The organism is Stenotrophomonas sp. STEN030, from assembly GCF_056759995.1.
In genome coordinates this window covers 1-20,831 of sequence record NZ_JBRREB010000006.1, presented here as the reverse complement: position 1 = coordinate 20,831, position 20,831 = coordinate 1, and the positions used below count along the sequence as shown (strand labels likewise).

Here is a 20,831-nt window from a genome sequence, read left to right as displayed (position 1 = left end):
CCGCCCCGCCAAGCCCACCCGGCCCGGCCATATTGCGCAGCAACATGCGTCCAACCCCCGGCTGTGCTAAAAAATGCGCGCCAATCGTTTAGATCGATCCAAATCGACACCCCCACGATCGCCGGCAACGGAACCCTGCTCGAGCGCCAAACCAATCATTGAGCGAACGCAACAAGGCCCCGGTTTCACCCGTTTTTAGATCGATACAAGTCCAAATCAACGTGACAGTTAACGATTCAATCCAGGAGAGGGAGAGAAATGAAACAGATCACACGCAAGCACGGCCGCGACAGTTTGTCCGCCGCCATTGCCTTCGCCTTGTTCGCCGTGGCTGCCGTTCCCGGCGCCGCGCTCGCGCAACAGGCCAGCACCAGCCCCGATGCCACCACGCTCGACAGCGTCAACGTCACCGGTTACCGCTACGCCATCGAAAAAAGCCTTGAGCAGAAGCGTGATGCCAATGCCGTGGTCGAGGTGATCACTGCAGAAGATGTCGGCAAGTTCCCCGACAAGAACGTGGCCGACGCACTGCAACGCGTGCCGGGCGTGATCATTACCCGTGACGGCGGCGAAGGTAAGAACGTCAGCGTGCGCGGCCTGGCCTCGGGCCTCACCCTGACCCAGTTGAACGGCAACTACGTCGCCAGCTCGGAAACCAACAACGAGGCCTCGCGCTCGTTCAACTACACCTTGCTGCCGTCCAACATGTTGTCGGCCGCAGAACTGTACAAAACACCGGAAGCACGTCTGGAAGAAGGCGGCATCGGCGGCACGGTGATCCTGCGCACGCGTCGCCCGCTGGACATGGAAGCCAACTCCGGCTTCGCCAGCATCGAAGGCACCTCGTCGGACACCACCAACGGTATCGATCCGCAGGCCTCGGCGATGTATTCCTGGCACAGCGAAGACGAACGCTTCGGCCTGTTGATCGGTGCCACCCAGCAGAACCGTCGCAGTCGCACCATGGAGGCCAGCACCGAGGACTGGCAGTGGTACAGCGATCGCCTGGACGCCAACGGCAACATCAGCCACGACTACGTGTGGAATGAACCCGGCACGACCCGCAATCCGGCGACCGATGTGCATGGCAATCGTTTGACCGGCATCAATCAGTTCTGGGGCCGTTCCGGCATCTACGATCAGAACGGCGGACACTACTCCGGCTTCTTCATGCCCACCTCGGTCAACTTCGCGGTGAAGGACGAGAAGCGCGAACGTAGCGGCGGACAGCTGACCTTCCAGTTCAAGCCAGTCGACAACGTCACAATGACCGCGAATTACTTCCGCTTCGAGCTGGAAGGCAATTACACCCAGAACATGCTGAAGGTGCCGGAATGGAACCTTGCCCGCGTCGCCGGCGATGGCAACTGGGAAGGCGGCCGCCTGCTCAACGGTTTCACCTTTGACCCGAGCGGCACCATCGTCACTGGCGCCGAATACGAAAAGCTTGCCGGCAAGACCTATATCTGCAGCGAGGAGGAAGCCGCTGCCGCCGGTCTGCCCGGTGGTGGCTGGGGACCCGACGACTGCACCATTCCGACCCCGCAGCTGACCGGCACCTACAGCCGCGAGAAGGCGCTGTCGCAGACCGCCGACCTGAGCGTGGACTGGGACATCAGCCCGCTGTGGAAGGCTAGCTTCGCTGGCGGTCGCACCTGGTCCGAAGGCGGCCCGTCAATGAGCTTCCGCATGTCAGCCAAGCCCCGCCGCAAGGTGAATGGCATTTGGCAGAGTGGCAACCAGTACAGCGCATGGGACATCACCGGCACACCGACTGCGACGTTCTCGCCCGACCTGCAGCAACAACTGATGAACGGAGTGGCTGAAGTAGACACAGGCTCCACTGATTCATCATGGATGCAGACCAGCATCAAGCAGAATCATTTCCAGGCCGATTTCAGCAAGCTCTTCGAGAGCGGCTGGCTTGACTCGTTCCAGTTCGGCGCCAAATACAGCGACGGCAAGGTGCACCGAAACACCGGCAACACCTACTGGGTGTGCCCCGGCGCCGACCCGAGCGACTACAGCAAGCGCTACCAGGCCGGTTGCGACCCAACTGCCGGGGTCGCCCAGCCCGGCTTCTTCTTGTCGCAGCCGATCGGCAACATTGCCGGTGGCTTCAACGCCAATGTATTCCCGGGCATCAACTACCCGGCCTATATTGACTACCTCAACAAGACCTATGGCGCGGCGCAAAGCCGTCGCGAGGACGACTTCGTTTACAACGTGGGCGAGAAGGTCTACTCCGGCTACTTCCAGGCCAACTTCCGCACCGAGCGCCTGCGCGGCAACGTCGGTATCCGAGTGGCCCGTACCAAGCAGCACGCCGAATCCAGCGACTCGGTCGAGCGCTTCATCGACTACTGGGCTGACAACAGCGCCGGAACGCCAATGGCCTGCAACGACCCGGGCGCGGGCGCATTCCTCAACTCCGGCTTGGGCTATCAGTGCGAGAACGACCTGATCCGCGTGCCGGACGCATTGGCACGCACCAAGTCCTATGAGCTGGCTTCGCTGGACAAGACCTATACCGACATCCTGCCGAGCTTCAACATCGCCTGGGACATCACCGACAACTTGGTGTTGCGTGGCGCCGCGTCCAAGGTGATCGCCCGCCCGAGCTATACGAGCATCGCCTATCCGGGCGGCCTGAGCTACTACAGCGAGGAGTACAGCAATGACCGCCTTGTCACCGGCGGCACCACCAATCCCGGCTGGTACGGCTCGGGCAGCAACAAGGACCTGGATCCATTTGAAGCAATCCAGTACGACCTCAGTATGGAGTGGTACTTCAAGCCAGGGGCCGTCGCCGGTATTGGCCTGTTCCGCAAGGACGTGAAGAATTTCACGATCGGCGTGGAGCGCGACGTGACGATGGATGTCGGCGGGCAGACAGTGACAGTGCAGAACTATGGCACCGTCGCCAACGGCCGTGACGCGGTATCCCAGGGTATCGAGCTGTATGGCCAGTACACCTTCGACTTTGGTTTTGGCATCCAGGCGAACTACACCTACAACGACACCAACATGGCTTCGGTGGAGATCAATGGCGAGACCATCGGTGAATCACCGCTGGTTGGCAGTGCCAAGAACCAAGCCAATGTCACCGTGTTCTACGAGAACGCCCGCTTCCTGGCGCGCGCTTCGTACAACCGTCGTGGCGAAGTAGTGGGTGATATAAACAATGGCTTCAATGCCTACAGCGAGCCTTACGACCAATTGGACCTCAACGCGGCTTTCAATATCCGCGAGGATCTGACACTGAGCGCATCGGTGCTGAATGCAACCAAATCCGAGCAGCGCATCCACTTGGGCAACGACACCAAAGCTCGCCTGTTGTCCAACAGCTACGCCGGTCGCCAGTTGTACATGGGCCTGACCTGGAAGTTCTAAGGCTGGTTTAACCGTGCTGCCTGCACGGAGGTATTGGAAAAGCCGCGCTGGTTACAGCGCGGCTTTTTTAATTCGACGGAGACTGCTTTCCTTCTCCCGCCTGCGGGGGGAAGGTGCCCGAAGGGCGGATGGGGGGGTTTTTGTTTTTGTTTTTGTTTTTGTTTTCGCTTTTGCTTTTGCTTTTGCTGTTTCAGCTCTTTCTAGCGCGTTTTCTATCAAAGAAACGGCAAGGCAAAAGACAAAAGCCCCCTCACCCCAACCCCCGCTCCGCGCCCCCGCCCTTGCGCTGGCGCAAGGGCGTTCGATGGGCAGCGAACCAATGGTTCGCAAGCTGCCCCTCTCACCCCGCAAGCGGGAGAGGGGCTAGCATTCCGCATTCCGCAAAATCCTACGTCAGCGCCGTCATAACCCCTTTGCGATACGCCGGCCGCTGCTGCAGCCGCGCATACCACGCTGCCAGATGCGGCAGCTCCGGCCGTTGGATGGGCATCTCAAACCAGGCGTAGATAAAGGAACCCAGCGGAATATCGCCCATCGCAAAGCGCTCACCGGACAACCACGGCTGCTTGGCCAAGTGCGCATCCACTACCACCAGCAAATCACCACAGCGCAACAAGGCCGCGGCAATTCGCCCTTCATCACGGTCCGCCGGCGCAGTACGCACCACACCCCAGAACAGGTCACGGAAAGCCACCGCGAAACTCGAGGTAGTCCAATCCATCCATTGTTCGCTGCGTGCACGCTCAACCGGATCGGACGGATACAACACGTCCAGCGCATAACGTGCCGACAGGTAACGCACGATGGCGTTGGACTCCCACACCGGCAGACCGTGATCCTCGATCACCGGCACCAGCCCGTTTGGGTTCATCGCCCGGTACTCGGCGGTCTGCGTGCCACCAAACGCACCGCCGACTTCGATCGACTCATACGGCAGGCCGATTTCCTCGGCACACCACAGCACCTTGCGCACATTGCTGGAATTGCGCCGGCCCCAGATTTTCAACATTCCGCCACTCCTCTCAAATCAGGTTTCATCGCGTGCACCTTTACGTGGCAGCGCGCGTACCGCCGATGCCTTGCCGGCGCGCTTGACCTCGAACAGGCCGGTGGCATCAATCAATTCGCTCAACTTCCGATAGCCATAGTTGCGCGAGTCGAACGATGCGCGGTTGGCAATCTGATTGCCCACCGCACTGAGCAAGGCCCATCCCTGCTCATCCGCCACGGCATCCACTGCGCCGCGCAATAGATTGAGCAGGCGCGTGTCGCCACGAAGCTCATTGGTGCTGCGTGGTTTGATCGGAGCCGCAGCTGGCTCCACCGAATCCGTAGCAGCTACGGCGGCAGGCGTGTTGCTGGCAACCGCCGGCTCGACCACATCCGCCGGCTCATTGCCCAGCGCTTCCAGATAGATGAACTTCGAGCAGGCGTTGACGAAGGCCAGCGGCGTCTTCTGTTCGCCGAAACCATAGACCTTCAAGCCATCGGTGAGGATGCGCATCACCAGCGGAGTGAAGTCGGCGTCGCTGGAGACAATCGCAAAGCCATCCAGGTTGCGCGCGTACAGCAGGTCCATCGCATCCACCACCATCGCCATGTCCGAGGCGTTCTTGCCCTTGGAGTAGGCGAACTGCTGGATCGGCCGGATCGCGAACTCGTGCAGCACACTTTCCCAACCCTTCAGTCGCGGGTTCTTCCAGTCGCCGTAGGCACGGCGCACGTTGGCCACGCCGAAGGCGGCCACTTCGACGAGGATCTCATCGATCTTCGATGACGGTGCGTTGTCGGCATCGATCAACAGCGCGATGCGCTTCTCAGGCTCAGACACGGGTGACTCCATGGCGGCAAGCTGAGTGCCAGTATCGGTCATCGCTGTTTCAAAGCACATCAATGCGATGATGTGCGCAGACAACTCGCCCCCACGGCCGGTTCACCGGCCACACCGGAGTACGTCATGCCGCAACACCCGCACCTTGTTGTCGTCGGCGGAGGTTTCGCCGGGCTCTGGGCCAGCCGTGCGCTGGCCGATGCGCCCTTGCGCATCACCCTGGTCGATCGTCGCAACCACCATCTGTTCCAGCCCCTGCTCTACCAGGTGGCCACCGCCGGCCTGTCGTCGCCGGATATCGCCGCACCACTGCGGCATATCCTCGGCAAGCAGCGCAATATCGAAGTGCGGCTGGGCGAAGTGGTGTCCATCGACAAGCACAGCAAACAGCTGCAGCTCGGCGATGGCAGCCAGATCGGCTATGACCTGCTGCTGGTTGCCAGCGGCGCCACCCATGCCTATTTCGGCCACGACGAATGGGCCGCCGATGCGCCCGGCCTGAAGACCCTGGACGACGCGCTTTACCTGCGCCGCAAGCTGCTGCTGGCCTTCGAGCGCGCCGAGGCCGAATCCGACCCGGACAAGCGCGCGGCATGGCTGAGTTTCGCCATCGTTGGCGGCGGCCCTACCGGCGTGGAACTGGCAGGGACCCTGGCCGAAATTGCCCGCCACACGCTGAAGAACGAGTTCCGCCATATCAACCCGGCCGACGCCAAGGTGCGGCTGGTCGAAGCCGGGCCGCGCGTGCTGTCCACCTTCCCGGAAGTGCTGTCACTGAAGGCGCGCCGCCAGTTGGAGAAGCTGGGCGTGGAAGTGCTGACCGGCACCGCCGTCAGCCATATCGACGGACAGGGCTTCCAGCTTGGTGACACCCACGTGCCAGCGCGCACCGTCGTGTGGGCAGCCGGCGTCGCCGCCTCACCGCTGGCGCGCACGCTGGACGTGCCGCTGGACCGCGCGGGCCGCGTACAGGTGGAACCGGACCTCACGATTCCCGACCACCCGGAGATCTTCGCCGGTGGCGATCTGGTGGCGCTGATGCAGGCCAACGGTCGGCCGGTGCCGGGCGTGGCGCCGGCCGCCAAGCAGATGGGCAAGTACGTGGCGCAGGTGATCCGCGCGCGTCTTGATGGCAAGCCAGCGCCGCCGCCATTCCGCTACAACGACCAGGGCAATCTCGCCACGATCGGCCGCATGGCGGCGATCGTGCATGTCGGCAAGCTGCAGCTGTCCGGTTTGCTGGCCTGGTGGTTCTGGCTGGCCGCGCACGTGTTCTTCCTGATCGGCTTCCGCAACCGCTTGGTGGTGCTGCTCAACTGGGCGGTGGCGTATTGGAGCTACCAGCGCAGCGCGCGCATCATCCTCGGCGATGCCGACGAGGAGGATGGCAAGGAGCCCGCGGGTTGATCGAAGCCAGGCCAGCGACAATCAACTGTTGCCGTTGGCGAACTGCTCGAATACTTCGCGCCCGGTCATCGTTGGCGTCTGGTTGGCCAGCTCGTAGTACGACGGCTTTTCATCGATGAAGATCTGGTTGGCCAGTTCGAAGGATTGCTCCTGGAACAGCCCCGCGGACACGAAATATTCGCCAGCTGGCACCAGCCGGTAGTACAGGTGCGTGCCGCACTGTGAGCAGAAGCCGCGCTCGGCCCAGTCGGAGGATCGATAGGTCTTCAACGCGCTGCCGATGACCTGCACCTGGTCGTCGCAATGCACGGCGAACATCGGTCCACCGGACCAACGTCGGCACATGCTGCAATGGCAGAGGCCGATTTGCGAACGCTCATTGGCGAGCACTTCGATCGCACCACACAGGCACTGTCCTTTCATCATCGGGTCCGTCTGCAAGAGGAATGCCGAATCTACACGGGAAAGCCTGCCTACCGGTGATGAGAATCGTCTCGTAGTGCCGAGCCATGCTCGGCAGGAGCGTTACCGGCAACGGTAGGTTCCTCTGTAGAGCCGAGCCATGCTCGGCTGTGGCCTTACCGGCAACGGTAGGTTCCCCTGTAGTGCGAGCCATGCTCGGCAGAGGCTTTACCGGTGACGGCAGGTTCCCCTGTAGTGCCGAGCCATGCTCGGCTGGAGCCTTACCAGTGACGGTTGGTCCGTGCATGAGGCCCCTGCCGAGCATGGCTCGGCACTACATGCCTTGCGCTACGAGTAAGGCCCCTGCCGAGCATGGCTCGGCACTACATGGCCTTGCGCTACGGGTAAGGCCCCATTGCCGAGCATGGCTCGGCACTACAGAAAAAAGGCCCGGGTTTCCCCGGGCCTTCGTGTCACTGCTGCTGCCTTGCTCAGGCGGCAAACAATGCCTTCATCTTCTTCAGCGCGTTGGCTTCGATCTGGCGGATGCGTTCGGCGGAAACGCCGTACTCATCTGCCAGTTCCTGCAGCGTCACCTTGCTGTCGGCGTCCAGCCAACGACGGGCGATGATGTCGCGCGAACGCTGGTCGAGCTTGGACAGACCTTCGCGCAGCAGGCTCAGCTGGTTGTCTTCGCTGTCTTCGCGCTCATAGGCCTGCGACGGATCTTCATCGCGTGCGACCAGATACGCAGCCGGCGACGGCGGTGCATGGTCGTCGTCTTCATCCGACGGCGCATCAAACCCGATGTCGCGACCGGACAGACGCGATTCCATCTCCATCACTTCACGCTCGGAGACGTTCAGATCCTTGGCGACGGCGCTGACCTCAGCGGCATTCATCCAGCCCAGGCGGGTCTTGGACTTGCGCAGGTTGAAGAACAGCTTGCGCTGCGCCTTGGTCGTGGCGACCTTGACGATGCGCCAGTTCTTGAGGATGAACTCGTGCATCTCGGCACGGATCCAATGCACCGCGAAGGACACCAGGCGCACGCCCATGTCCGGGTCGAAGCGCTTGACCGCCTTCATCAGGCCGATGTTGCCTTCCTGGATCAGGTCGCCCAGCTGCAGGCCGTAGCCGTTGTAGCCGCGGGCCACGTGCACGACGAAGCGCAGGTGCGAATGCACCAGCTCACGTGCGGCGTGCAGATCCTGCTCGTCGCGGAAGCGACGCGACAGTTCCTGTTCCTCATCGACCGACAGCACCGGGATCTGGTGCACGGCACCGATGTAGGCGTCCAGCGAACCGAGCGCACTGGGGATCGGGAGATTGTTTGCCACAAGGGCAGTAGAGGTGTTCAGGTTCATAGGACCTCATCTTAGCAGTCGAACTATTGGACTGCTCAGTACAGAAAAAGTTCCAGCGTTCTGTTTTTGTTCGCAAACTCGAGGTCAAACCTGAATAGGCGGCAGCAACGACGGTATTCCCAACTTCCCCAAGGTAGCAAAGCCAAGGTCACCGCGATATGACAAGCAGCCAGGTGATTCAGCCAGCAGCCGCCTGCGTGGCTGGCCACCTGTGGTGACCAGCCGCCGTCTGCGCTACGACGCTTACTTACCGCCTCTGGGAACGGCCTCCAACTGCGGCCGGGTCAGCCCGCTTTCGCGCCACCACGCCTGCTCGGCATCCAGCAACGGTGCCTGCTGACCATAGCTCAGGCGTATGCCGAAGCTGTTGGCGAACACGTCGCGGGCCTGCTCGCGACGGAATTGCAGGGCCATCGTCCAACCGCTGCTGAAGCCGAACTCCACGCCACCACCAAACGCCAAGGTGTTGTCGTTGTAACTCCGCACCCCAAGCAGGTAGTCGTTCTCGCTGGGTGCCACCACATAGTTCAGCGCGGCATCACCATTGCTGCGCAGCGCCTGCCGCCATTCCAGCATCCACGACGGGCGCACCGACGCGCGCGCGGTGCGGAACGCATAACGCCCTTCCACACCGAGCGCAGCGGTACTGCTGTCCAACGTCTGCCGGCGGTATTGCAGGTCGTAATCGCCCAGCCCATGCTCGCGATAGGCCTGCAAGGTGGTACGGCTGGCGTCCAGCCGGCCATAGCCGGTAAGCATGCCCACCTCGCCCTGATGGTCGTAGCCCAGGCTCAACGAAGCGTAGTGTTGCTTGCCTTCGCGCGAGGCCGTGGCTGACGCACCAACATCATTGCTGCGTCGCCGGATATCGAAATCCAGCTGGCCCCAGCCTACCAAGCCATCGACGAACCAGGCACGGTCATGCCAGTTGCCGTACATCGCCAACGAGCGCTGGCGCGAATCCATTCCCGACCCGACGGTGTTGAAGTCGGTTTCGTTCCAGCCAAAGCCGCCAGCAAGGCCCAAGGCCGCATGCTCGCCGAAACGACGGTCCATGCCCACGCTGACGCCATCGGTGCGGAACTTGGCACCTTCGGCATTGCCGCGCGCATCCCGTTCGCCCCATTGGATGGCGCCTGCGCTCCAGAAACCCCAACCCGCCGGCAGCTTCGGCGACGGCGAGCCCAGCTGCCCCGCATTCAACGACAGGCCCTGTTGCCCGGCGGCACCTTGCAGGTTCACAGACATCGCGTGCGAGGAAGCACTGCCGCCGTGACGCAGCTGACTCAACCGCGAACGGATGTTGTCCTGCTGGGCCTGCACGAAGCGCAGGCTGGCATCCACCTGAGCCTGTACGCCGGCCGCAACGCCCGGATCGTGGCTGGGATCAGGACGTTCATCCACGGTCAGCTGCAGGCTTACGCTTGCCTCAATGAAGTCCGCTGACGCAGCCTGGGTTGCCGTCAAGGTTGCGGTGCCCGCGCCCACCAGTGTCACGGTACGACCGTCGATACGTGCAACATTGGCATCACTGCTTTGGAAGCTGAAGCCACCCGGGCCGTCGCTGCCGGGGTCCGGCAGGTCGAAGGCGGCTTCCCCACGGCGCTTGCGCAGATCAGCCAGCCACGACAACACCGGTGAGGCCTTGCCAATCACCACCTGCAGATTCACTTGCGGTGCCGGGCTGTAGCTGGCATTGCCTGCTTGATCCGCAGTAAGTGCACAGCTGCCGGCGGCAACCATCGTCACCGTCGAGCCCACCACCGTACAAACAGCCGGTGTGGTGGAAGCAAACAGCACCGCCTCACCCGAGGTGCCACCGTTGGCACTCAAGGCAAACGTGCCGCCCGCCGAGAACACCGGCGCCGACGGATTGGCAACAAACCCAGTGATCGATTGCGACGCCAGGCCAATCGACACACTCAGAACTTCCTGCGGCGCGGCGTTGTAGCTGGCAGTACCTGCCTGGTCGGCAGTAAGTGCACAGCTGCCCGCAGCAACCATTGTCACCGTCGAGCCTGCCACCGTACAAATAGTCGGCGTGGTGGAAGCAAACAGCACCGCCTCACCCGAGGCGCCACCGTTGGCACTCACGGCAAACGTGCCGCCCGCCGAGAACACCGGGTTGGCCGGAGTGGCCGTGAGACCGGTGATCGCCTGCGCGGCCGCACCAATCGTGATGCTCAAGGTTTCCTGCGGCGCGGCGTTGTAGCTGGCAGTACCTGCCTGGTCGGCAGTAAGTGCACAGCTGCCCGCAGCAACCATCGTCACCGTCGAGCCTGCCACCGTACACACGGCCGGCGTTGTGGAGGCAAACAGCACCGCCTCACCCGAGGCACCGCCATTGGCACCAAGCGCAAACGTACCGCCGGCCGAGAACACCGGATTGGCCGGAGTGGCCGTGAAAGCGGTGATCGCCTGCGTGGCCGCACCAATCGTGACGCTCAAGGTTTCCTGCGGTGCAGCGCTGTAGTTGCCGTTGCCCGCCTGATTCGCCGTCAGCTCACAGGTGCCGGCGCTGACCATCGTCGCCGTGGAACCGGCGACCGTACATACACCCGGCGTGGTCGAAGCGAACAGCACCGCCTCGCCCGAAGCACCGCCGTTGGCACTCACGGCAAACGTGCCGCCGGCCGAGAACACCGGCGCCGACGGATTGGCAACAAACCCGGTGATTGATTGCGACGCCAGCCCAATCGACACACTCAGAACTTCCTGCGGCGCGACGCTGTAGTTGCCGTTGCCGGCCTGATTCGCCGTCAGCTCACAGGTGCCGGCGCTGACCATCGTCACCGTCGAACCGGCAACCGTACACACGGCCGGCGTGGTCGAAGCAAACAGCACCGGCTCACCCGAGGCACCGCCGGTTGCCGACACGGCAAACGTGCCGTCAGCCGAGAACACCGGGCTGACCGTAGTGGCCGTGAAAGCGGTGATCGCCTGCGTGGCCGCACCAATCATGACGCTTAGGGGTTCCTGCGGCGCCGCGCTGTAGTTGCTATTGCCTGCCTGGTCGGCGGTCAACGCACAGGTACCTGCACTAAGCATCGTCACCGTCGAACCGGCGACCGTACACACGCCCGGCGTGGTCGAAGCAAACACGACCAGCTCGCCCGAAGCACCGCCGGTTGCCGACACGGTGAACGTACCGCCGGCAGAGAACACCGGGTTGGCCGGAGAGGCCGTGAAACCGGTGATCGCCTGCGTGGCCGCACCAATCGTGACGTTCAAGGTCTCCTGCGGTGCAGCGCTGTAGTTGCCGTTGCCGGCCTGATTCGCCGTCAGCTCACAGCCGCCGGCGCTGACCATCGTCGCCGTGGAACCGGCGACCGTACATACACCCGGCGTGGTCGAAGCAAACAGCACCGCCTCGCCCGACGCACCGCCGGTTGCCGACACGGCAAACGTGCCGCCAACCGAGAACACCGGGTTGGCCGGAGTAGCCATGAAAGCGGTAATCGCCTGCGTGGCCGCACCAATCGTGACGCTCAAGGTTTCCTGCGGTGCAGCGCTGTAGTTGCCGTTGCCCGCCTGATTCGCCGTCAGCTCACAGGTGCCGGCGCTGACCATCGTCGCAGTGGAACCGGCGACCGTACATACACCCGGCGTGGTCGAAGCGAACAGCACCGCCTCGCCCGAAGCACCGCCGGTTGCCGACACGGTGAACGTACCGCCGGCAGAGAACACCGGGTTGGCCGGAGATGCCGTGAAAGCGGTGATCGCCTGCGTGGCCGCACCAATCGTGACGCTCAAGGTTTCCTGCGGTGCGGCGTTGTAGTTGGCATTACCTGCCTGGTCGGCAGAAAGTGCACAGCTGCCCGCGGCAACCATCGTCACCGTCGAGCCCGCGACCGTACACACGGCCGGCGTGGTGGAAGCAAACAGCACCACCTCACCCGAGGCACCACCGTTGGCACTAAGCGCAAACGTACCGCCGGCCGAGAACACCGGTGCCGACGGATTGGCAACAAACCCGGTGATCGATTGCGACGCCAGCCCAATCGACACACTCAGAACTTCCTGCGGCGCGGCGATGTAGTTGCCGTTGCCGGCCTGATTCGCCGTCAGGTCACAAGTGCCTGCGCTGACCATCGTCACCGTCGAGCCGGCGACCGTGCAAACAGCCGGCCTGGTCGAGCCAAACAGCACCGCTTCACCCGAGGCGCCACCATTGGCACTCACAGCAAACGTGCCGCCCGCCGAGAACACCGGCGCCGACGGATTGGCAACAAACCCGGTGATCGATTGCGACGCCAGCCCAATCGACACACTCAGAACTTCCTGCGGCGCGACGCTGTAGTTGCCGTTGCCGGCCTGATTCGCCGTCAGGTCACAAGTGCCTACGCTGACCATCGTCACCGTCGAGCCGGCGACCGTACATACACCAGGCGTGGTCGAAGCGAACAGCACCGCCTCACCCGAGGCGCCACCGTTGGCACTCACAGCAAACGTACCGCCAACCGAGAACACCGGGTTGGCCGGAGTGGCCGTGAAACCGGTGATCGCCTGCGTGGCCGCACCAATCGTGACGCTCAAGGTTTCCTGCGGTGCAGCGCTGTAGTTGCCGTTGCCCGCCTGATTCGCCGTCAGCTCACAGGTGCCGGCGCTGACCATCGTCGCAGTGGAACCGGCGACCGTACATACACCCGGCGTGGTCGAAGCGAACAGCACCGCCTCGCCCGACGCACCGCCGGTTGCCGACACGGCAAACGTGCCGCCAGTTGAGAACACCGGGTTGGTCGGAGTAACCATGAAAGCGGTGATCGCCTGCGTGGCCGCACCAATCGTGACGCTCAAGGTTTCCTGCGGTGCGGCGTTGTAGTTGGCATTACCTGCCTGGTCGGCGGTCAACGCACAGGTACCTGCACTGACCATCGTCACCGTCGAACCGGCGACCGTACATACGCCCTGCGTGGTCGAAGCAAACAGCACCGCCTCACCCGAAGCACCGCCGGTTGCCGACACGGCAAATGTGCCGCCAGCCGAGAACACCGGGTTGGCCGGAGTGGCCGTGAAAGCCGTGATCGCCTGCGTACCAGCACCAATCGTGACGCTCAAGGGTTCCTGCGGCGCCGCGTTGTAATTGCCGTTGCCGGCCTGATCCGCAGTCAATGCGCAGCTGCCCGCAGCAACCATCGTCACCGTCGAGCCCACCACCGTACAAACAGCCGGCGTGGTCGAAGCAAACACCACCGCCTCACCCGAAGCACCGCCGGTTCCCGACACGGCAAACGTGCCGCCGGCCGAGAACACCGGTGCCGACGGATTGGCAACAAATCCCGTGATCGCCTGCGTGGCCGCACCAATCGTGACGCTCAAGGTTTCCTGCGGTGCCGCGCTGTAGTTGCTATTGCCTGCCTGGTCGGCGGTCAACGCACAGGTACCTGCACTAAGCATCGTCACCGTCGAACCGGCGACCGTACATACACCCGGCGTGGTCGAAGCGAACAGCACCGCCTCACCCGACGCGCCACCGTTGGCACTCACGGCAAACGTGCCGCCAGCCGCGAACACCGGGTTGGCCGGAGTGGCCGTGAAACCGGTGATCGCCTGCGTGCCAGCACCAATCGTGACACTCAAGGGTTCCTGCGGCGCCGCGCTGTAATCGCTATTGCCGGCCTGATTCGCCGTCAGCTCACAGGTGCCGGCGCTGACCATCGTCACCGTGGAACCGGCGACAGTACACACAGCCGGCGTGGTGGAGGCAAACAGCACCGCCTCACCCGAGGCACCGCCGGTTGCCGACACGGCAAACGTGCCGCCAGCCGAGAACACCGGGCTGGCCGGGGTGGCCGTGAAAGCGGTGATCGCCTGCGTCATCAATCCCACCAACACAGCGCTGGTGGTACTCACATTATTAAGGGTCTGGCTGGCATCGTTGCCCACCTCATCCTTCAGGCTGCCGCCATTGAGGCCCAGCGCACCCACGGCAATACCGTCGTCGTCGCGGTCGCCGCTGGCCACGGTATAGCTGAAAAGCAACGACTGCGTACCGCTGCCCCCAACATAGTTGGCGTATACCGTGCTGCCCCCTACCATCAGGGCCAGCCGCGGGGTGCCGGTTACGACAATCACTTCGTTGAAAGTGACCAAAAAAGCCAACGTGCTTCCGGCTGGATAACGGCCGGCCGCAGGCACACTCACCGACGCGACCTCCGGTGCAGCCGTATCCACGGTGTAGACCTGGCCCGCGGTAAAACCGCCGGCGATGGCATTGCCCAACGCCACCCCCTGGATACCGGTACCATTGGCGTTGAGATCCAGCCGCAGGGTGCCGTTGCCGGAGACGTTGTCCACCCTCACCGTATACAAGCTGCCGGAGCTTGTTATCTGCGACACGATGCCGCCAGCGTTGCCGGTTGACGTCAAACTGAAATCGTTTGAATCCACCCCGCTAACCGGCTCGGAGAAGGTCACACTGAAGGACAGGCTGCTGGCATTGGTTGATGAACTGCCATTGCGGGTGATGGACGTCACGGTGAGCGGCGGCAACACCGTCAGCCAATAGCCCTCGATCCTCGAGAACGGCGCGCCAACGCCGGTGCTCGAATCCTTCACTTCCACTCCAAAGTTGAAGGTGCCCTGCGCCGTTGGCATACCAGAAAGCACACCGGCGGAGCTGAGCACCAACCCATTCGGCGGTGTTCCAACAAGCGCATAGCGGTACGGCGCGGCACCACCACTGGCGCTTACAGTCTGGCTGTAACTCGTACCCACCACGGCGGCCGGCAGGGTGGCTGGGCTTACCATGATGGTGGGCGGCAATACCGTTACCGTCACCGTGGCCGGTGTGGAGGTGCCTGCGACGTTGGTAAGGGTATAGGTAAAGCTGTCCGACCCCGCATACCCCGCTACCGGCGTGTAGGTGAGGGAGTTACCGATGGCTGCGGCGGTGCCGTGGCTGGCCGCCGAGACCACCGCCACGCTGGTGACATGGTTGCTGGTATCGAGCAGGATAGGGACGGAGCCGCTGTTGTAAGGAACATTCGACACAGTAATTGGAGCGGCGTTCGGCGGGCTGACATAGGTAAACTGGTCCGCCGCACTGGCAGCGCTGGTACCCCCTGCGGTCGTCACCGTGATATCCACCGTGCCGGCACTGCCGGCCGGCGAGGTGGCGGTGATGGAGGTGGCGCTGTTGACGGTATAACTTGCAGCAGCCGTGGCGCCAAACTTCACCGCAGTGGCACCGCTGAAATTGGCACCGGTGAGGGTGACGGACGTACCTCCGGCGGCACCGCCGTTGTTGGGTGCAATGCTGCTTATGGTGGGCGCAGGAACAGGATCGTCATTTAAAATTGTGCCCACACCCTGCACGTCCCCCATTGTGGCACCGGACACATTCATCAGGTTGACGAAGAAGGTTTCATCGGGTTCGTAGGTGGTATCACCTTTTACCTCCACGTAAATTTGTGCGGTGGAGCTACTCATTGCCATGCTGACCACGCCTGAAGCGGCGTCGTAGTCGCTGCCCGCCGTCGCGGTGCCATCAGCAGTACTGAACGCGAAGGTCACCCCGTTCGCGCCGGCGGGCTTGCTCAGGCTCACTGTGAAGTTAAATTGCGTCGTGCCTGCATTGCCTTCGTTTTGGCTGACATCACTTATCGACAGCATGGGTTGGTTGACATTGAGGATGGTGCCGGTAGCCGAACTTGGGCTGCCTACGGTGTAACCAGTCCCGGCGGCCACGCTGACGACGGCGGTTTTATCTGCATCTGCCGTGGTATCGGCAACCGGGACAAGGCTCAACGTGGCGCTGCTGGCATTGGCCGGAATGGTTACCGATGCCACATTCCCGCTGTAATCGATGCCAGCGGTGGCGGTGCCGGTAAAAGTCAGGTTCACCGTGGTCGGCGTTGTCAGCGCAACATTGCGGGTGACGGTGTAGACCAACGGCGTGCCACTGTCCTCGCCTACCGAGGCGGGGGAGACCGCAATGCTCACATTCGGCGCGGTAGGCACTACCGGATCGCTGGGCCCCACCTGCAAACTGAAGTATCCCTCGCTCATTGCCTGCACATTGAACTGATACGATTTGCCCGGGGTCAGCCCGGTAACCACGACGGGGCTGCTGTTGCCTTGCGCCGTTGCGGTGAAATCGGTGGACATGACGAGATACGTCACCGTCGCACCGCCGGGTACGTTGGAAGGCGAGAAGCTGACTGAGGCCGAACCCACACCGGCAACCGCGGCCACATTACCCGGGTCCGACGGCGTGCTCTTGGCGAGAATCCAGAACGGCCGGGGTGACGTGGAGACATCGCCGCTGGCCCACCGAGAATTTTGGCCTTTGCTATCCAGGCGCCACATCTGGAACGAAGGCGATACCAGCACCCGCCCCTGCGCCATGTCATCGTCGTTGATCGTGTAGGTGGCCGTACAAGTACCGGTGAAGGTGATGGTGCTGCAGGTACCGTCGGTCAACGGACTGGGCGCACCGTTGTCGAACGTAACCCCAGTGATGGGCGTGTCGTGGCTATCCACGCTGAAAGTGAAGACGATTACCTGCCCCTTCGCGCTGTAGCTGTTGGTGCTGACCGACGTCAACCTCACTTCCTGTGCCATCGCCGGCGCAGCTATGACGGTGGCACATAGCAGTACGGCAACGGCCGCCAACGTGCGGGCAGCCCGGTGTGAGGGCTGCGCGTGCAGCAGCTGACGCACGCACGACAGAGCGGCGCGAGCGCGCCCGACGATTTGCTTGAACATATAGCCCCTGCACCGGTATGGAACCCGCGTGCCATGCACGCTGCACAGCATTCGCCGCGGCATATAACCACATTCCCGTAAGACCCCCGCAAGAATCGTCGCGCGAGGCAAAGAGCCGCTTTAGCTAACTCGCACCAGGTTCTTTGGCACTCTTACGACAAAAATCTGCGCACAACTCAGGATAGGTCCCAGCGGATCGGGGTTTGCCCGCGCCGTTGCAGGTAGTCGTTGGTCTGCGAGAAATGATGGCAGCCGAGGAACCCACGGTGCGCCGACAACGGCGAAGGATGCGGCGCCTTGAACACGCGGTGGCGGCGGGTATCGATGACCTTGCCTTTCTTCTGGGCGTAGGCGCCCCACAGCAGGAACACCAGGCCTTCGCGCTCACGGTTGAGCACGTCGACCACATGGTCGGTGAAACCCTCCCAACCGCGGCCCTGATGTGCGCCAGCCTTGCCCTCTTCCACCGTCAGCACGGCATTGAGCAGCAGCACGCCCTGTTGCGCCCATGGCAACAGGCAGCCGTGGTCCGGGCGTGGGATGGCCAGGTCGGCTTCAAGCTCTTTGTAGATGTTGAGCAGTGACGGCGGCACCGGCACACCCGGCATCACCGAGAAACTCAAACCATGCGCCTGGCCGTAGCCGTGATACGGGTCCTGGCCCAGCACCACCACCTTTACCTGCTCGAACGGCGTGGCGTTGAAAGCAGCAAAGATTTCCGGCCCGGGCGGGAACACATGGGCGCCCGACGCCTTGCGCTTGCGCAGGAAGGCCGACAGTTCACGCATCTCCGGACGCCGCAGCCAATCGCCGATGCGCGCCTTCCAACTGGGCTCAAGCTGGATCTGTGCGCCGTCTTCGCTCACAGCACCACCGCCGGCTGTGCCATGCGCGCCAGCCGCAGCTGGAACAGCACCTTGGTCACCAGCAGACGTTCTTCAATGGGTTTCTGCACCAGGTCATTGGCGCCGGACTGCAGCAGCGCCGACTGGTTGTGCGGGTTGCTGTCGCCGGTCATCACCAGCACCGGCAGGCGTCGCTTGCCATAGGCGAAGTCGACGCGGATGCGTTCGACCACATCGCGGCCGCTGAGCTCGCCCTTGAGGGTGACGTCGGTCAGCACCAGATCCACCTGGCGCGTGGTGCGGCCCAGCGACTCAGCGGTGAGCAGCGAGAACGCGTCCTCGGCGGTGAGCACATGCACAACATGCAGGTCATGGCGTTCGAGCATGCGCTTGGTGGCTTCGGCCACCACGCGGCTGTCTTCGACATACAGCACCGTGGCATTGGCCACCGGCTCGGGCTGCACATAGCCACGGATGAAGGTCGCCAGGGCTTCGTGGCCCAGCGCCTTGTCAAAATAATCGGTGACGTATTCGGTGAAGCGGCGCTGTTCCAGATGCTGCTGGGCGTCGCCGGAAACCACAATCACCGGCACGTAGGCCTGCCCCGCGGTTTCGCGCACGCCACGTGCCAGCGCCAAGCCATCGCCATCAGGCAGGGCCAGCGAGGTGGTGACCAAGTGCACCGGGCCAGCCGCCAGCGCTTCACGCGCCTCGGCAATGCTGGCGCAGCCAACCACCTCGACATCCGGCAGTTCGCGCTTGAGCACGTCGCTGATCAGGCGCCGTACCAGTTTGGATCCATCGACCACCATTACCCGCGGCGCGTCGCTGATCAGATGCTTGAGCTCGTGCGTGGACATGCGGGCCTCAGGTTTCAGTCGGGCGAGTCTGCCTGAGGAAGTGACCGGTCACCAGCCATGCCCCCAACCAACCCAGAATCGTGGTGCCTACCAGCACCATGCCCGAATGCAGCAAATCCAGGCCTTGCAACATGAAGGGACTACCGTAGCTTTGCGACAGGTTGGCCAGTGGAGCACGCAGGGCCAGCCCGCATACGCCGATCAGGCCCAGCGCGAGCGCACCGGCAGCGAGCCCGTACCACGCGCCCATATAGACGAACGGGCGACGGATGAAGCCATCACTGGCACCCAGCAACTGCAGCACACCGATTTCCTCACGCCGTGCCTGAATGTCCAGACGCACGGTATTACCGACCACCAGCGCTGCACCCAGGCCCAGCAGCACCGACAACACCTGCACAAGGCGCGCGCCGAAGTTCAGCCAGCCATCCAGCCGCTGCCGCCAGAGCGCGTCGTGCTGGACCAGATCGGCCTGCGGCAGGGTTTCCAGCGATTTGGCCAGGGCGGCGTCGACGCCGTCGGCCGGGGTCACAATCAGCAGCGTGGGCAGCGGGTTTTCACCCAGCGCATCGATGGCTTCGCCAAGACCTGCGTTCTGGCGCAGCTCGGCCAGGCCTTCGTCCGGCGTACGCAGCTGCACCTGCGCCACATCGGCACGGTCGCGCAGGGCCTTGGCCAGTTCCTGCGCCGCGACGCCATCGACGTCGGTCTTCAGGAACAGGTTGATATCGCGCGACTGCTGCACGCTGCCGGAGAAATGCTTGAGGTTGTCCAAACCGATCGACAGCCCCAACGGTAGCGCCAGCGCCAGCGCCATCACCGCCACCGTCAGCGCGGTAGCCCACGGGCGGCGCAACGCGCGGCCAAGGCTGAAAACCACGCTGTGCAGATGGTGGTTGATCCAGGTGGCCAGCCGCGACGGTGCTGCCGTGCTGGCGTTTGTATTGCTGCTCGTCTTGGCCTGCTCGGCATTGTTGCTGGTAGTCATTCGGCCAGGTCCTGCGGCGAGATGTCATCGACCAGACGGCCGTGGTCGAGGATCAACACGCGCTTGCGCATCTGTTTGAGCAGGGCAAGGTCATGGCTGACCACCAGCACGCTGGTACCGCGCGCCGGCAGTTCGGCGAACAAGGTCATGATTTCCGCCGCCAGGGTCGGATCGAGGTTGCCGGTGGGTTCGTCGGCCACCAGCAGTTTGGGCTCGGCAACAATTGCACGGGCAATGCCGACGCGCTGCTGCTCCCCGGCCGACAGTTCGCTGGGCAGCGCCTTCTCGCGGTGGCCCAGGCCCATCCGCTCCAGCACCGAACGTACCCGTTTGCCGGTATCGGCACGGCGGTCGCCACGCAAGATGAGTGGCAGGGCCACGTTTTCACCAATGCTGCGGTCCACCAGCAGGCGATGGTCCTGGTAGACCGCGCCCACTTCGCGCCGATGCAGGGCAACCTTGCCGCCGCGCACCTTCAGCAGATTGCGCTCGCCGAAGATGACCGCGCCACGGCTGGGCCGTTCGCTGAGATGGATCAGCTTGAGCAAGGTGCTCTTGCCGGCACCGGAGTGCCCGGTGACGAACAGCATCTCGCCGGCCGCCACCTCGAAGCTGACATCCAGCAGCGCCTGATGGCCACCGGCATAGTGTTTGCTGACATTGTCAAAACGCAGGACGCTCATCGTGCTGATTATGCAGGAGCGCGGGCGGACTGCGGGGATGCAGATCACGAGACGTGGGTTACCTGTAGTGCCGAGCCATGCTCGGCATGGGGCTCCACCCGCCATCATGTTTGTAGGAGCGGCGTCAGCCGCGAAGCCGGGATTGCATCAACCGGCGAAGAGCTTACCCCGGCCCTCCCCTTTGCTGCGCAAAAGGGAGGGAGCTGTAGTGGGGGGGGGGGGGGGGGGGGGGCGGGGGGGGGGGGGGGGGGGGGGGGGGGGGGGGGGGGGGGGGGGGGTGGGGGGGGGGGGGGGGGGGGGGGTGGGGGGGGGGGCGGGGGGGGGGGGGGGGGGTGGGGGGGGGGGG

The 20,831-nt window shown here is 63.3% G+C and carries 11 protein-coding genes; 2 read left to right on the top strand and 9 right to left on the bottom strand.

The features are described 5' to 3' along the window. Window positions 1-258: 258 nt before the first annotated feature. The gene (locus ACVOLR_RS03140; RefSeq protein ID WP_481535137.1) at window positions 259-3,393 is read left to right on the top strand and encodes a TonB-dependent receptor; all 3,135 of its coding nucleotides are present in this window, start codon (window positions 259-261) and stop codon (window positions 3,391-3,393) included. Window positions 3,394-3,781: 388 nt separating this feature from the next. Here ACVOLR_RS03140 and ACVOLR_RS03135 read toward each other — a convergent pair whose 3' ends face one another. Both ACVOLR_RS03135 and ACVOLR_RS03130 read right to left on the bottom strand, forming a co-directional pair. Then, window positions 3,782-4,402 carry a glutathione S-transferase family protein gene (locus ACVOLR_RS03135; protein WP_481535136.1) on the bottom strand — a complete coding sequence of 207 codons (621 nt, stop codon included), beginning with the start codon at window positions 4,400-4,402 and terminating at the stop codon, window positions 3,782-3,784. An 18-nt stretch (window positions 4,403-4,420) separates the two neighbouring features. Further along, window positions 4,421-5,236 carry an NYN domain-containing protein gene (locus ACVOLR_RS03130; protein WP_481535207.1) on the bottom strand — a complete coding sequence of 272 codons (816 nt, stop codon included), beginning with the start codon at window positions 5,234-5,236 and terminating at the stop codon, window positions 4,421-4,423. A gap of 114 nt (window positions 5,237-5,350) precedes the next feature. On the opposite strand from ACVOLR_RS03130, the gene ACVOLR_RS03125 reads away from it, so the two are divergent. Continuing rightward, window positions 5,351-6,631, top strand: coding sequence for an NAD(P)/FAD-dependent oxidoreductase (locus ACVOLR_RS03125; RefSeq protein ID WP_481535135.1), 1,281 nt, complete (start codon window positions 5,351-5,353; stop codon window positions 6,629-6,631). A gap of 21 nt (window positions 6,632-6,652) precedes the next feature. Here the strand turns inward: ACVOLR_RS03125 and ACVOLR_RS03120 are convergent, their stop codons facing one another. From ACVOLR_RS03120 to ftsE, 7 genes are all read right to left on the bottom strand, one after another. Continuing rightward, window positions 6,653-7,054 (bottom strand): GFA family protein, encoded by a 402-nt coding sequence (locus ACVOLR_RS03120; RefSeq protein ID WP_481535134.1) that lies wholly within the window; start codon window positions 7,052-7,054, stop codon window positions 6,653-6,655. A 470-nt stretch (window positions 7,055-7,524) separates the two neighbouring features. Continuing rightward, on the bottom strand, window positions 7,525-8,400 hold the full coding sequence (rpoH, locus tag ACVOLR_RS03115; RefSeq protein ID WP_481535133.1) for an RNA polymerase sigma factor RpoH: 876 nt from the start codon (window positions 8,398-8,400) through the stop codon (window positions 7,525-7,527). A gap of 243 nt (window positions 8,401-8,643) precedes the next feature. Further along, the gene (locus tag ACVOLR_RS03110; RefSeq protein WP_481535132.1) at window positions 8,644-17,109 is read right to left on the bottom strand and encodes an autotransporter domain-containing protein; all 8,466 of its coding nucleotides are present in this window, start codon (window positions 17,107-17,109) and stop codon (window positions 8,644-8,646) included. Between the two features lie 176 nt (window positions 17,110-17,285). Further along, a complete protein-coding gene (gene ung, locus ACVOLR_RS03105; RefSeq protein WP_481535131.1) occupies window positions 17,286-17,975 on the bottom strand; it encodes a uracil-DNA glycosylase in 690 nt (229 codons plus the stop codon). Next, window positions 17,972-18,814 carry a response regulator gene (locus tag ACVOLR_RS03100; RefSeq protein WP_282272954.1) on the bottom strand — a complete coding sequence of 281 codons (843 nt, stop codon included), beginning with the start codon at window positions 18,812-18,814 and terminating at the stop codon, window positions 17,972-17,974. Before ACVOLR_RS03100 ends, ung begins: the two co-directional genes overlap by 4 nt. A gap of 7 nt (window positions 18,815-18,821) precedes the next feature. Next, on the bottom strand, window positions 18,822-19,802 hold the full coding sequence (gene ftsX / locus ACVOLR_RS03095) for a permease-like cell division protein FtsX (RefSeq protein WP_481535130.1): 981 nt from the start codon (window positions 19,800-19,802) through the stop codon (window positions 18,822-18,824). Beyond that, window positions 19,799-20,485 carry a cell division ATP-binding protein FtsE gene (gene ftsE, locus ACVOLR_RS03090; protein WP_481510910.1) on the bottom strand — a complete coding sequence of 229 codons (687 nt, stop codon included), beginning with the start codon at window positions 20,483-20,485 and terminating at the stop codon, window positions 19,799-19,801. Before ftsE ends, ftsX begins: the two co-directional genes overlap by 4 nt. Between the last annotated feature and the right edge of the window lie 346 nt (window positions 20,486-20,831).